Source organism: Arthrobacter caoxuetaonis, from assembly GCF_023921125.1.
GTDB classification, from domain to species: domain Bacteria; phylum Actinomycetota; class Actinomycetes; order Actinomycetales; family Micrococcaceae; genus Arthrobacter_B; species Arthrobacter_B caoxuetaonis.
Genome location: NZ_CP099466.1, coordinates 437,013 through 451,243 on the forward strand (window position 1 = coordinate 437,013; position 14,231 = coordinate 451,243).

Annotated in this window: 12 protein-coding genes; 10 read left to right on the forward strand and 2 right to left on the reverse strand. The window is 65.1% G+C overall.

From position 1 onward, the window contains the following. Positions 1 to 844 precede the first annotated feature (844 nt). From NF551_RS02060 to NF551_RS02085, 6 genes are all read left to right on the forward strand, one after another. Complete coding sequence (locus NF551_RS02060; protein ID WP_227896184.1) at positions 845 to 1,501, forward strand: IclR family transcriptional regulator; 657 nt, start codon at positions 845 to 847, stop codon at positions 1,499 to 1,501. A 24-nt stretch (positions 1,502 to 1,525) separates the two neighbouring features. Continuing rightward, positions 1,526 to 3,202: a urocanate hydratase gene (hutU, locus tag NF551_RS02065; protein ID WP_227896183.1), complete on the forward strand. Its 1,677-nt coding sequence runs from the start codon at positions 1,526 to 1,528 to the stop codon at positions 3,200 to 3,202. Between the two features lie 9 nt (positions 3,203 to 3,211). Beyond that, positions 3,212 to 4,411 carry an allantoate amidohydrolase gene (locus tag NF551_RS02070; protein WP_227896182.1) on the forward strand — a complete coding sequence of 400 codons (1,200 nt, stop codon included), beginning with the start codon at positions 3,212 to 3,214 and terminating at the stop codon, positions 4,409 to 4,411. After that, a complete protein-coding gene (locus NF551_RS02075) occupies positions 4,408 to 5,799 on the forward strand; it encodes a formimidoylglutamate deiminase (RefSeq protein ID WP_227896181.1) in 1,392 nt (463 codons plus the stop codon). The genes NF551_RS02070 and NF551_RS02075 overlap by 4 nt, the downstream gene beginning before the upstream one ends. Beyond that, positions 5,796 to 7,040, forward strand: coding sequence for an amidohydrolase family protein (locus NF551_RS02080; RefSeq protein WP_227896180.1), 1,245 nt, complete (start codon positions 5,796 to 5,798; stop codon positions 7,038 to 7,040). The genes NF551_RS02075 and NF551_RS02080 overlap by 4 nt, the downstream gene beginning before the upstream one ends. 324 nt (positions 7,041 to 7,364) lie before the next feature. After that, positions 7,365 to 7,694: a hypothetical protein gene (locus NF551_RS02085; protein ID WP_227896179.1), complete on the forward strand. Its 330-nt coding sequence runs from the start codon at positions 7,365 to 7,367 to the stop codon at positions 7,692 to 7,694. 106 nt (positions 7,695 to 7,800) lie between these two features. On the opposite strand, the gene NF551_RS02090 is transcribed toward NF551_RS02085, so the two are convergent. Next, positions 7,801 to 8,247 carry a M48 family metalloprotease gene (locus tag NF551_RS02090; protein ID WP_227896178.1) on the reverse strand — a complete coding sequence of 149 codons (447 nt, stop codon included), beginning with the start codon at positions 8,245 to 8,247 and terminating at the stop codon, positions 7,801 to 7,803. Between the two features lie 139 nt (positions 8,248 to 8,386). Between NF551_RS02090 and NF551_RS02095 the strand changes: the two genes are divergently transcribed. The 4 genes from NF551_RS02095 (at position 8,387) to NF551_RS02110 (ending at position 13,249) form a co-directional block, all read left to right on the forward strand. Next, positions 8,387 to 9,688, forward strand: a complete 1,302-nt coding sequence (locus NF551_RS02095) for a VCBS repeat domain-containing M23 family metallopeptidase (protein ID WP_227896177.1) — start codon at positions 8,387 to 8,389, stop codon at positions 9,686 to 9,688. A 172-nt stretch (positions 9,689 to 9,860) separates the two neighbouring features. After that, positions 9,861 to 10,091, forward strand: a complete 231-nt coding sequence (locus NF551_RS02100) for a hypothetical protein (protein ID WP_423721825.1) — start codon at positions 9,861 to 9,863, stop codon at positions 10,089 to 10,091. 111 nt (positions 10,092 to 10,202) lie between these two features. Then, positions 10,203 to 11,954 (forward strand): aa3-type cytochrome oxidase subunit I, encoded by a 1,752-nt coding sequence (gene ctaD, locus NF551_RS02105; protein WP_227896176.1) that lies wholly within the window; start codon positions 10,203 to 10,205, stop codon positions 11,952 to 11,954. Positions 11,955 to 12,298: 344 nt separating this feature from the next. Next, positions 12,299 to 13,249, forward strand: a complete 951-nt coding sequence (locus NF551_RS02110; protein WP_227896175.1) for a zinc-binding dehydrogenase — start codon at positions 12,299 to 12,301, stop codon at positions 13,247 to 13,249. Between the two features lie 60 nt (positions 13,250 to 13,309). Here the strand turns inward: NF551_RS02110 and NF551_RS02115 are convergent, their stop codons facing one another. Further along, positions 13,310 to 14,182 (reverse strand): alpha/beta fold hydrolase, encoded by an 873-nt coding sequence (locus NF551_RS02115; protein WP_227896174.1) that lies wholly within the window; start codon positions 14,180 to 14,182, stop codon positions 13,310 to 13,312. Positions 14,183 to 14,231: the final 49 nt, after the last annotated feature.

The window sequence follows — 14,231 nt, forward strand, 5'->3', positions numbered from 1 at the left end:
GACGGTGATGGGTACAACCGGGCGGGGTGCTGTGTTGTTCCCGGTGGGTGCCGGGTGGGTGCGGGGTGGGGCTGGGGCTGCCGGGCGGGTGGTTGGTGGGTCGGGTTGGGGCTGGGTGCCGGGTGGTTGGTGGGTCGGGTTGGGGCTGGGGCTGCCGGGCGGGTGGCCGGGCGTGCAGGGTGGTTGATGTCGGGCGGCCGGGTGCGGTGCCGGTGCGGTGCCGCGTGGGAGGGGCCGCAGTGGGCCGCCGGGTGGGCGCGGAAACACTGCATCTTGGGTTAACACTGCATTTTGGGTTCGGAAACACTGCGTTCCGGGATTTCGCTGCACCCTGTGACACGGATTCGCTGCGTTTCGGGAAAAACCGGTCGTCCGGGGAAAATCCAGCCGCGGCGCCGCGCAGCAAATTCCCACAGCAATCGAATCAGCCCGAAACGCAGCAAAACCGGACGGGGTGCCCGGATTCCGGTTCCCTCACTGCGACGCTCGGCGGGAGCCGAACTGGCCTGGGCGGTTGCACCTAAATCCTCTGCTGCACAAACGCTGTTATGGCTCCGCCGCAGATTCCTTTGCTGCAATGACGTCCCTCTGGCCGGCCCAAAGCGACATCATTGCAGCAACAGATGGAAAACGACCGTTCTAAAACAGCGTTATTGCGTCAATGAATGCCGGACCTGTCTCGGCAGTGGTCAGACCGGTCTCGCTGACTGCGCGGCGGCCAATGCACCCCCGCTCCCGCACACACCCTCACCCCACGCCACCCCAGCGCACCGCAGAATCCTAGCCACCTAGTGAAATTACTGTTTTACTAGGTGGCATTAGCAGGGTGGGAGAAAGCAGAAGAATGGCCGAGGCAGCGAAGGCAGACAGCACCACCCGGACAGTGGAACGGGCACTGGCCCTGCTGAGTGTGGTCTGCCAAGAGGGCGCAGTAACGCAGTCCGAAGCAGCCAAGGCCGCCGGCCTCTCCACCAGCACCGCGCTGCGGTTGCTGCGCACCCTGGAAGGAACCGGCTTCGTGCGGCGGGAGGAGAACGGCACCTACCGTCCGGGCGCAGCGGTAGTGCAGCTTGGCGTGCTGGCGCTGAGCTCGGAATCCCTGATCGCCACGTACCGGGCGGCCATGGACAGGATCGTGGAGGCGACCGGGGAATCCACCTACCTCAGCATTCCGGCGGCCGGCGGCCACGGCCTCTACATCGCCATCGCAGAGGGGACGCAGTCCGTCCGCCACGCCAACTGGGTGGGCCGCCGCTTCCAGCTCGAGGGAAGCGCCGCCGGCAAAGCCATGAGCGGCGACGTCGGCGCGTCCGGCTGCGCTGTGGTGGGCGACGGCGTCGAACCTGACATCACCGCCATTGCCGTACCGCTGACGGCCGGCGGAAAAACAGTGGCAGCCATGAGCGTCGTCGTTCCGAGCTACCGGATGACACCTGCGCGGATCGATGACATTTGCCGGGTCCTGACCGCAGAAACCAGTGCAGTTCAAACACACGGCTAACCGACAACGACGACGGAGAACCCCATGACCCAGGAAACCACCCCGCGCACCGTCCGGGCCCCGCGCGGCACCGACCTGAACGCCAAAAGCTGGCAGACCGAAGCCCCGCTGCGGATGCTGATGAACAACCTGGATCCGGAGGTCGCCGAGCGTCCCGAAGATCTGGTGGTCTACGGCGGAACCGGCAAAGCGGCCCGGAACTGGGAGTCGTTCGATGCGATTGTCCGCACCCTCGAAACGCTCGACGACGACGAAACCCTCCTGGTGCAATCCGGCAAACCCGTGGGTGTCTTCCGGACCAATGAGTGGGCGCCGCGCGTGCTGATTGCCAACTCCAACCTCGTGGGGGACTGGTCCACCTGGCCCGAGTTCCGGCGGCTGGAGGCCGAGGGCCTGACCATGTACGGACAAATGACCGCCGGCTCCTGGATCTATATCGGCACCCAGGGCATCCTGCAGGGCACCTACGAGACCTTCGCCGCGATCGCCAACAAACGGTTCGGAGGATCGTTGGCCGGCACCGCCACGCTTACCGGCGGCTGCGGCGGCATGGGCGGAGCCCAGCCGCTGGCGGTCACGCTCAACGGCGGAGCGGTGCTGATTGTCGACGTCGACGAAACAAGGCTGCGGCGCCGCGCCGGCAAACGCTACCTGGACGACGTCGAAACCGACCTCGACGCCGCGCTCGCCAAGGTGATGGCCGCCAAGGCAGAGGGCCGGGCTCTCTCCGTGGGGCTGGTCGGCAACGCCGCAGAGGTCTTCCCCGAGCTGCTCCGCCGCCGGAATGCGGGGGAAGGCGCTGACTTCGACATCGTCACCGACCAGACCTCGGCCCACGATCCGCTCAGTTACCTGCCGGAGGGTGTGACGGTAGAGGACTGGCACCGCGAAGCGCAGGCGGACCCGGAGGGCTTCACCAAAAAAGCGCAGGCTTCCATGGCCCGCCACGTGGAAGCCATGGTCGGCTTCTCCGACGCTGGCGCCGAGGTCTTCGATTACGGCAACTCGATCCGTGACGAAGCACGCCAGGGCGGCTATGACCGTGCGTTCGACTTCCCCGGCTTTGTCCCCGCCTACATCCGGCCGCTGTTCTGCGAGGGCATGGGCCCGTTCCGCTGGGTGGCGCTCTCCGGTGACCCCGCGGACATCGCCGTCACCGACGCCGCGCTGAAGGAACTCTTCCCGGAGAAGGAACACCTGCACCGCTGGCTGGACGCTGCCGCCGAGCACGTCGAATTTGAAGGCCTTCCCGCCCGGATCTGCTGGCTCGGCTACGGGGAACGTGCCAAGGCCGGGCTGCTGTTCAACCGGCTGGTCGCCGAGGGCAAGGTCTCCGCGCCCATCGTGATCGGCCGGGACCATCTGGACTCCGGATCGGTGGCTTCCCCCTACCGTGAAACCGAGGCGATGAAGGACGGCTCCGACGCAATCGCTGACTGGCCGCTGCTGAACGCCCTGCTCAACACATCCTCCGGCGCCACCTGGGTATCGATCCACCACGGCGGCGGCGTCGGCATCGGCCGGTCCCTGCACGCGGGGCAGGTCTCCGTGGCCGACGGCACCGAACTGGCCGCCCGCAAACTCGAACGGCTGCTTACCAACGATCCAGGCACCGGAGTGATGCGGCACGTTGATGCCGGCTACGACGAGGCAGCGCAGGTCGCAGCAGAGCGCGGCGTCCGTATCCCGATGGCCGAATAGGGTAAACCCATGGCAGCAGTAACTTCCCTTCTGGACAGCATCTCCGATATCGGCCGGGATCCGGTCCGCGGCGGCTACAGCCGCCCGGTGTTCTCGGCCGCGGAAACGGAGCTGCGCTCCTGGTTCACCGCCGAGGCACAGTCCCGCGGACTCGCCGTGGAGACCGACCGCAACGGCATCCTTTGGGCCTGGTGGGGCGAACCCCAAAAGGGCGCACTGGTCACCGGCAGCCATCTGGATTCAGTTCCCGGCGGCGGCGCGTTTGACGGACCGCTGGGCATCGCTGCCGCGCTCGCCGCCGTCGACGTTCTGAAAGAGCGCGGTGTCCAGCGCAACCGGTCCCTGGCCATCACCGTCTTTCCGGAGGAAGAGGGCTCCCGCTTCGGTGTCGCCTGCCTGGGCTCCCGCCTGCTCACCGGTGCCATTGACCCGGACACTGCCCGAAACCTGCGCGACGACGCCGGCACCACCTTCGCCGACGCCGCCCGTGCCGCCGGGCTGGACCCGGAACACCTCGGCCGGGACGAGGACGCCCTCGCCCGGATCGGGGACTTCGTGGAACTGCACGTGGAGCAGGGCCGCGGACTCGGAGAAGACGGTCCCGCCGTCGCCGTCGGCAGTTCCATCCTGGGCCACGGGCGCTGGAAGCTGACCGTGCACGGGCAGGGCAACCACGCCGGAACCACGTTGATGGAAGACCGCGCGGACCCGATGGTCGCAGCCGCGCAGATCATTACCGCTGTCCAGCAGACCGCCGCCGCGCAGCCCGGTGCCCGCGCCACCGTGGGCCGGATCCAGGCCATCCCCGGCGGGACCAACGTTATTCCGTCCCGGGTGGACCTGTGGCTGGACGCCCGGCACGAGGAGGACGCGGTCACCGCGCGCCTGGTGGAAACCATCCACGGGAAGGCGCAGAAGATCGCCGCCTTCGAGGGGTGCTCCGTGACACTGGCTCAGGAATCCTTCAGCCCCACCACGAGTTTTGACCCCGCCCTCCAGCGCCAGCTGCAGCTTGCCCTGCCGCAGGCTCCGGTGCTGGTCACCGGAGCAGGGCACGACGCCGGAATCCTCGCCGGCCACGTCCCGGCGGGCATGATCTTTGTGCGCAACCCCAGCGGGATTTCGCACTCGCCGGAGGAATACGTGGAAGACGCCGACGCCGACTACTCCGCCACAGCGCTCGCAGATGTCCTGGAGGACCTGCTGTGACCCGCCGTGCGGCGGGGGTCTGGTGCGAGCAGGCCATGTGGGACGGCAGAATCGAACACGGCGTCCGCCTGAGTGTTGACTCCGGAGGAGTCGTTGCTGCCGTGGAAACCGGCGCGGCACCCCGGCCCGGGGACCTGGTCCTGAACGGCGTCGTGTTCCCTGCCGCCTCCAACGCGCATTCGCACGCTTTCCACCGGGTGCTGCGCGGCCGCACCCACACCGGGGGAGCGGACAGTTTTTGGACCTGGCGCCAGGCCATGTACCAGGCCGCCGGGACGCTCACCCCTGACCTGTATGAGGAAGCAGCCACCGCTGTTTTCGCCGAAATGCTGACTGCCGGCTATACCTCCGTGGCCGAGTTCAACTACGTCCACCACCAGCCCGACGGCACTCCGTATTCCGGTCACGACATGGAACTGGCGCTGGGCCGCGCAGCACGGGCCGCGGGTATCCGGCTGACGCTGCTGGACACCTGTTACCTGGCCGGAGGGTTTGGGGAACCCCTGGCACCGGAACAGCTCCGCTTCGGAGACGGCAGTGCCCAGGCATGGCTGCAGCGGCTCGCCCGCCTCAGGGAGGCGTTCGAGGCAGAGTTCGACCCGTCCGAGGCGAGCATCGGCGCGGCCCTGCACTCCGTCCGCGCCGTCCCCGAGGAAGCCCTGGCAGATATCGCCGGCGGTCTGGATCCCGAACTTCCGCTGCACATCCATGTCTCCGAACAGCCCGCCGAGAACGACGCCTGTCTGCGGGCCACTGGCCTGACCCCGGTACAGCTGCTGGGAAAGCACAATCTGCTCAGCCCCCGCCTTTCCGCAATCCACGCTACCCACCTGTGCCCGCAGGATATCGAGCTGCTGGGCAGTGCGGGCGCCACGGTCGTAATGTGCCCGACTACGGAGGCGGACCTCGCGGACGGCATCGGACCGGCCGCAGGGCTCGCTTCTGCCGGGGTGCGGATCGCGCTGGGCTCGGACCAGCACGCCGTTCTCGATCCGTGGCTGGAGATGCGGGCGCTGGAACACGGTGAACGGCTGGCCTCAGGGACCCGCGGCCGGTTTGCCCCCGCTGACCTGCACCAGGCGCTGTCCGACGGCGGTGCTGCCGCGCAGGGGCGGCGCGTGCCCGGTTTCGCGGCCGGCCGCATGTGCGACCTGATGGCGGTGGATCCCGCCAGCGCACGGACCGCCGGTGCGGACCCAGCCCAGCTGGCACTCTGTGCAACGGCGCAGGACGTGACCGCCGTCGTCGTCGGCGGTGTGCTGGCCGCTGACCGGGGGCAGCATGTGCGGCTGGGGGATCCGGGGCGCCTGCTGGCCACTGCGATCCGGAACCTCGACGCCGCTGCGGGCGTGCAGATGACCGAAACCGTGTCCGGAGCCAAGGCATGAGCACCCTGGTCACCAATATCGGTGAGCTTTCCACGATGGACCCTGCGCGGGGCAGCGAACCGGTGCTCCGGGACGCGGCGGTCGTGTTCGAAGGCGAACGGATCGCCTGGATTGGCCCCGCCGGGCGGGCACCGGCAGCTGATGAAGCGGTCGACGCCGGCGGCCGGGCCATGCTTCCGGGATGGGTGGATTCCCACACCCACCTGGTCTTCGCCGGAGACCGCAGCGCGGAGTTTGAAGCGCGGATGGCTGGGGAGCCCTATGCTGCCGGCGGGATCGCCGTCACCACCGAAGCAACCCGCGCGGCGGGGGACTACGACCTCACCCGGCTGCTGCTCGGGCGGCAGGCCGAAGCCGCAGCGGGCGGCACCACTTGGCTGGAAACCAAGACCGGGTACGGGCTGGATGTGGAGCAGGAAGCGCGCAGCGCCCGGATTGCCTCCACCGTAGTGGATGACGTGACGTTCCTCGGCGCGCACCTGGTTCCCGCGGGCAGCGACCCGGAGGAGTACACCGACCTGGTCTGCGGTCCGATGCTTGCGGCAGTGCGGCCCTACGTGCAGTGGGCCGACGTGTTCTGCGAGCGCGGGGCCTTCACGGAGGACCAGTCCCGCCGGGTGCTCACCGCCTGCAGGGACGCCGGACTGGGCCTGCGGGTGCACGGCAACCAGCTGGGTCCGGGGGCCGGGGTCCAGCTTGCAGTGGAGTTCGCTGCTGCCAGCGTGGACCACGTCAACTATCTTTCGGCGGACGACGTCGGGGCGCTCGCGGGCAGCTGGGCCGGCTGGGACGCCGCCGCCGGAGCTGGAACTCCGGGAACCGTGGCCACCTGCCTTCCCGCCTGCGACCTCTCGACCCGGCAGCCGCTGGCTCCCGGACGCCGCCTGCTCGACGCCGGCGTCGAAATTGCGCTGGCTTCCAACTGCAATCCGGGAACGTCCTACACCTCGTCGATGAACTTCTGTGTAGCAACTGCTGTGCTGCAGATGGGGCTCAGTGTCCCCGAAGCGGTCCGGGCAGCAACCTATGGCGGCGCCCTGGCCCTTCGGCGCCACATTGGGGAGGACCGGGACGGTGCACGGGCGGTGGGTTCCCTCGCCGTCGGGCACCGTGCCGACCTCCATCTGCTGAACGCACCGTCGGCAGCGCACCTTGCCTACCGTCCCGGGATGCCGCTGACCGCGGCCGTCTGGCGGGCCGGGAACAAGGAACATGGGTCGGGCTATCCCAGCACCTGTTGACTGAAGTCGGCTGGACAGCCCGGGAATGCGTGAAGCAATATCGCGGGCCACCTCCTCGGGGGGACCGTTTCTTGGTTCCTGCGTGCAGTGAGGCGTTGAAAGTGAGGGAAACCCAAGCCCGAACCGGGCCGTTGCTCTGGGAAAGCACCACGTCACCATTGCCCGCCTGCTCCCCGTTCTCGTTGAGCCCCCGGACGGAATACTGATCAAGGTGGCTGATGCCCGGCACAAGGCGGAAGACACCTACTCGGTTCAATTGCCGGCTCACTACGAAGAGTTGGCTCGAAAACCTGGCGCAAAGGCAAGATCCACGCTGTCAGACCTGTGTTTCGTGCCCTGGGCGACGCGACGGCGCTCGTCTACGAAACCATCGAGGGATCCCACCACTCCCCCACCACTGCTGACATCATCCGAACCATTGGAGTTAGCCGATCAGCAACGGACAATGCGTTGGCAACCATGGAAAGCCTCAGAATGATCCACAGGGACGGACGTCAGTGGAAAATAACGTCCACAGGTAACCTCACCAGCCTCGCGGGCCGCCTCGGAGCGCTGGCCGACTATCAAGCACAGATCAGCAGGGACCGCCGCGAAAGAGCCCGCTGGCACGCTTACCTTGACCGGCACAACACCCCAGCACTGCAGAGCACATAGATCTACGACCCAGTGATTGAAGAACACTGGCTGCCGCCAGGCGATGAAAGTGATCCAGGGCCCTATATCTGGGCTGCGGCCTAGGGCACGCAGCCCCGGGACTCCTTCACGTAACCAGTTGAGACCTCATAAACTCCAGACGCTCCTGGTGAGAGGGATGCGTACTCAGCAGACGGAGGACCACTTGAAGAGCGCGGACAGTCCGCGTGTATTTTTTTGTGTTTCTAGAATCGCTTTCTTGTATGAGATGCCCGTCGGAGTATTGGCGAGCGTCGTCAATGAAGGCAAAATATTGCGCAGCTCCGTGATCTTCGCCCGAAAATTCGATTGCAAAGGCATCGGCACCTAGTTCATCTGCCCGGCGCAGAGCACTCATAGCCAGCAGCATAAGTAAGAAGAATGCCAACGCAGACATGCGGAGAAGCATCCACTGATCGCTGCCACCTGAAAGCTCCGCAGAAGCACCGAAACCAGCCTTGTGGTGCCGAGAGGCCAGAGTGTTTGGCGAAACTAAGGATCGGTACCAGCCGGAAAGGCCGGATGCGTTCGTCAAGTCAAAAAGCTCTTCGATGACACAATTGGCCGAGGTCGCGATATTAATAATTCAAGTTGATAGTAAAAGTTGATAGGGAGTGTTTAGGATCACTATGCCGCATTCAGGCGGCGGTAACAGTGACTCTAGGAGAACTTACATGTTCAAGAAAATAATGGGGGCGACCATTGCGGCGGTCGTAATAGCATCGACAGGGCTGGTCGGCGGACTCCCGGCAGCCCAAGCTGCGCCGGGCGCACCCTTCAAGTTGCCCTATCCGGCCGGTTTCGGGTACCAGATCACCCAGTCGCCATCTAGCTCGTTCTCGCATAACGACAACTACAACCGGCACGCCGTTGACATAGGCATGCCGACAGGTGCAACGGTTGTTGCTTCGGCAGCGGGGACGGTCTATTCCTCAGGATGGGACGGTGGCGGTGGCGGGTACATGGTCCTGATCAATCATGGCAATGACCGCTGCTCTCAGTACGCCCACCTCAAGACCAACCCGCTGGTTGGATACGGCCAGTCAGTCGCCCAGGGTCAACACATCGGATATTCGGGAAGCACGGGCAATTCAACTGCGCCCCACTTGCACTGGAACATCGTGAACTGCGGCAACAAATTGAGCCGTGAAATTCCCAACACGGTTGAGATGGGCACTAACTACCCCAGGGGTGTCACTGCGGTAAGCCAGAACGGACTTTCGAACGGCCTTCCCGGAGCGGATGGTGAGCGCGTGTCCGACTTCAGTGGAGACGGGCAGTCCGATGTCCTGGGGGTCGACGGTAACGGCGACTTCTGGTACTACCCCCACAGCGGCAGCGGGCTCAGCGCCCGTAGTAAAATCGGCAGCGGCTGGGCAAACCACAAGCACGTGGTATCCGCAGACTGGAGCGGCGACGGCGCCGCTGACGTCATTGCCGTCGATCCTGGGGGAGACCTGTACTACTACCCGAACAACAACTACCAGCTCTCCAGTGCCACAAAAATCGGCAACGGCTGGGCCAACTACAAGCATGTTATGGCGGCTGACTGGAGCGGTGACGGGCAAGCCGATGTCATCGGTGTCGATGCCCAGGGTGACCTCTGGTACTACGCCCACAACGGAACCGGGCTCAGCGCCAAAGTCAAGATCGGCAGCGGCTGGGCTAACTACAAACAAGTGATGGCAGCTGACTGGAGCGGAGACGGGCAAGCCGACATCCTCGGTGTCGATGCCCAGGGTGACCTCTGGTACTACGCCCACAACGGAACCGGGCTCAGCGCCAAAGTCAAGATCGGCAGCGGCTGGGCCAACCACAAACAGGTTATTGCTTCAGACTGGAGCGGAGACGGGCAAGCCGATATCCTCGGTGTGGATGCCCAGGGTGACCTCTGGTACTACGCCCACAACGGAACCGGGCTCAGCGCCAAAGTCAAGATCGGCAGCGACTGGTCCACCTTCCTACACATCATGTAACAAGCATCAACGCGAAGAATCTTCCTTCCAGCGGAGACATGCGTCCGCTGGAAGGAGGATTTTTTGTTTGTTGGAACATCCGCAGTTCCATTGCTAACGACCAACCGTGTGTGTGCCGAACGGGACCGGGTACGCGGACAGGGAGCTGTGGTGACATTGGCAAGGATAAACGTTGAACGCTAACCGCATCCTCACCATAGCCTCCCTGACTGGCGCCGGTGCCCCGTCCGGCTATCCGGCCCGGCACCACCTGACCAAACCCATCCGTGCAGCCGCAGCGGCCGCCGGCGACAGCTCGGCAGTGAACCTCTGGGCAGGCACGGGGTTCCGGGCGGCAGGCCGCTGCCCCTCACTAGGCTCCTCGCAGACCTGGAACCCTGAGCCCTCCGGGACAAAAGAATAGTCCGCTCTCTGGACTGCCTACTGGCGGGGTCCTACGATACAAGGCACACTGGCCTGCGTGTGAGCCGGGCGGTGGACGGTCAGGACCTCCTGCGGACCCAAGGCGGCGTTGATGTCTACGTTGAAGTACTCAGCGGACGAAGGAACGACTGTACCTCCGCGCGTTGTGCCGGTGTCCAAGGGCAGGGCAGTGGTCGACTGGCTGACGACGACGGACCACAAAAAGGTCGGCTACCTGTACCTGATCACGTCGTTCATCTTCTTCTGCCTGGCCGGGGTGATGGCCCTGATCATCCGGGTCGAACTGTTCCAGCCCGGGCTGGAGATCGTGTCGTCGCGGGAGCAGTACAACCAGCTCTTCACCATGCACGGCACCCTGATGCTGCTGATGTTCGCAACTCCGCTGTTCGCCGGTTTCGCGAACGTGATGATGCCCCTGCAGATTGGTGCGCCCGACGTCGCCTTTCCCAGGCTCAATGCCCTGGCCTACTGGTTCTTCCTGTTCGGCTCCCTGATCGCCGTGTCCGGGTTCATCACGCCGCAGGGTGCAGCGTCCTTCGGGTGGACTGCCTACGCGCCGCTGTCCAACACGACGTTCTCCCCCGGGGTCGGGGGTGATCTGTGGGTCTTTGGGCTCGCCCTGTCCGGCTTCGGAACCATCCTGGGCTCAGTCAACTTCGTGACCACGATTATCTGCCTGCGTGCCCCCGGGATGACGATGTGGCGGATGCCAATCTTCACCTGGAACACCCTGGTGACCGCCATCCTGGTCCTGATGGCCTTCCCGCCGCTGGCCGCGGCCCTGTTCGCGCTTGGAGCGGACCGCAGGTTCGACGCCCATATCTTCGATCCGGAGAACGGCGGGGCCATCCTCTGGCAGCATCTGTTCTGGTTCTTCGGCCACCCCGAGGTCTACATCATCGCCCTGCCCTTCTTCGGGATCATTTCCGAGATCCTGCCGGTCTTCAGCCGAAAACCCATCTTTGGCTACAAGGGCCTGGTCTTTGCCACAATTGCGATCGCCGGGCTGTCCATGACCGTGTGGGCGCACCACATGTATGTCACGGGCCAGGTCTTCCTGCCCTTCTTCGCCATCATGACCATGCTGATCGCCGTGCCGACCGGAGTGAAGTTCTTCAACTGGATCGGCACTATGTGGCGCGGTTCCGTGACTTTCGAAACTCCGATGATATGGGCCCTGGGGTTCCTGATTACGTTCCTCTTCGGCGGCCTCACCGGGATCATCCTGTCCTCCCCGCCGCTGGACTTCCACGTCTCGGACACCTACTTCGTCGTCGCCCACTTCCATTACGTCGTCTTCGGCACCGTGGTTTTCGCGATGTTCGGCGGGTTCTACTTCTGGTGGCCGAAGTGGACCGGAAAGATGCTCAACGAGCGCCTGGGCAAGATCCATTTCTGGCTGCTGTTCCTGGGCTTCCACATGACCTTCATGATTCAGCACTGGCTCGGTGTGATGGGTATGCCCCGGCGCTACGCCGACTACCTGGTGGAGGACAACTTCACCGGAATGAACCAGCTCTCCACTATCGGCTCCATGATCCTGGGCTTCTCCATGGTTCCGTTCCTCTGGAACGTGTACGTAACCTGGCGCCGCGGCAAGAAGGTGGAGGTGGACGACCCGTGGGGCTTCGGGTGCTCGCTCGAGTGGGCAACGTCCTGCCCGCCGCCGCGGCACAACTTCACCTCCCTGCCGCGCATCCGGTCCGAGCGGCCGGCGCTGGACCTGCACCATCCGGAGCTGAAACCCCGTGCCAACGAGAAGTCGGACTCCGTGGCTGCCAATATCTTCGGCGCGGCGGACATGGGCAGCGAGGATCCCAAGAATCCGGATCCCCGGCAGTAAGCGGGCCCACTGCGGTGCCCTGAGTACGCCGGCGTTCCCGTTACTCGCGTCAGTGACTCGGGAGCCCCGTTCCGGTTTTGCTGCGTTTCGGGTGGATTCGTTTGCTGTGGGAATTTGCTGCGCGGCGCCGCGGCTGGATTTTCCCCGAACGACCGGTTTTTCCCGAAACGCAGCTGGTCAGCCTCCTGCGGCGCCGGTATCGGCGGCTGAAGGACCGGATGCGCTCGGTGGGCAGACGTTGAGCCGCCCTAGACTGAAACCAGGGGATTCCACCGCAGGAACGTGCCATCAGAGTGCACGCGCAGGGGCAATGCCGCCCTTCGGCCCCGGTGAGAGGAGTTGTTGTGAAAGCCTGGCAGTACATGGGGGAGCGCAAGCCGATCCAGCTGAATGACATTCCGGAACCTGTTCCGGGTCCTACGCAGGTCATCATCGACGTCAAAGCCGCGGGACTGTGCCACTCCGACGTGATGTACATGGAAGTCGGGGACCAGGCCATGCCGTTCCTGCCCATGACGCAGGGGCATGAGAACGCCGGGGTCATCACGGCACTCGGAGCCGAGGTCACCGGCTTCAAGGTGGGCGACGTTGTGGGCGTCTGCTCCTCAGGAGTGCAGGCCCCGCTGGGGATGTTCACTCCGGGCGGTTTCGCCGACAAACTCGCGGCTGACTACCGCGACCTTGCCAGGGTCCCCGAAGGACTGGACCTCTCCCTGGCTGCCCTCGCCACTGATGCGGGCATGACCTCCTACCACGCCATGATCAAGGTCGGCGGCGCGGCGAAGGGCATGAAAGTAGGTGTCATCGGGTTCGGCGGCCTGGGCCAGATCGGCGCCCGCGCAGCCGTGCTTGCCGGTGCTGAAGTCCACGTCGCCGAGATGAAGGAAGCAGCCTGGGACAACGCCCGCGAGGTGGGTGCGGTCAGCTGTGTCAAGGACGCAGCAGAGTGGGTAGCGAATCCCCGCGCCGGCGGCGACTTCGACCTGATCGTCGACTACGCAGGCTTCGACACCACGCAGAAAGCCATCAACGCCGTGAAGCGCGGCGGAAAGGTGGTGCAGGTCGGCCTGGGCAACCCCACGTTCACGGTGGCAACCAACACCATCCTGGGCAAGAAGCTCGAAGGCTCGCTCGGCGGCACCGTGGAGGACATCGAGGAAGTCTTTTACCTGATGCTGCGCGGAGAGATCCGTCCCGGTTATGAGGAAATCGGTTTCGATGAAATCGACAAGGGCCTGGAGCGGCTGAAGAACAATGAGGTCCTCGGCCGCCTCGTGGCGAGGTTTGGCGGCTAAGGGCAGCCGCCAACACCCGCCCCAACCCCGGCTGAGCGCGGATCAGTTCCAGAAAAAGGGTCAGTTCCGGGAAACGGCCCTGATTCGCGCTGCCAGGTCCCCAGCGTGCGACGCCGGCCACCAGTGTCCGGCGTCGACGGCGGTGAAACGGACGCGGGGTGCGAACTCCTCCACACCCTGGTTCAGCGCAGGTGAGAGGAAGGGGTCCCGAAGGGGAACAACAACCTCCACCGGAACAGCAGTTGGCTCCCGGGGAGCGGTGTCCCCGGGAGCGGCAAAGTTGGCCCGGTACAGCGCCAGCCCCCGCTGCAGGTTGCGCCCTGCCGGCCGGCCCTGGGTCCGCTCGTAGAGCCGGGCGCCGGCGGCGTAGAACAGCAGTTCCGGAAGCACGGGCAGCTGGAAGAACGCCACGTAGGCGCTGCGCAACGATTGCTTCAGTACGTCGAACCAGCGCCGCGGGCTTCGCAGCCGTTCGGTGAACCACCGGCGGAAGTGATGCAGGTCAGGGCCGGAAATGCTGATGTACCGGCTGATGGCGGCATCGGCCCGCCGATCACGGACCGCGGCCCAGCCCTGGATGGATCCCCAGTCATGGCCGACGAGCTGGACGGGCCCCGCGGCCGTGGCTGCCAGCACGGCGTAGAGATCCTCGACCAGCACCGGCAGCCGGAACGCGTCCAGCCGCGAGGAAGCGGCGGCGGACTGCCCGGCATTGCGTGTGTCATAGGTAATGATGTGGTGGTCTTCGGCAAGTTCGCTGATGAGCCCGGCGAACACAGTATGGTCATCCGGATAACCATGGACCGCCAGCACTTCCGGAACACCCGGACCCGGCTCCGGTCCGTACTCGAAGACGGCAAGCTGGGCGCCGGGGGCACTCACCCAGCGGCGTCGTTCGGTGGGGTGCAGGGCATCCTCAACGGTGGTGGTCATGGTTTCTCCCTTCGTGCTCCCTTTGGCCGGGAACTGGATAGCGAAAAGC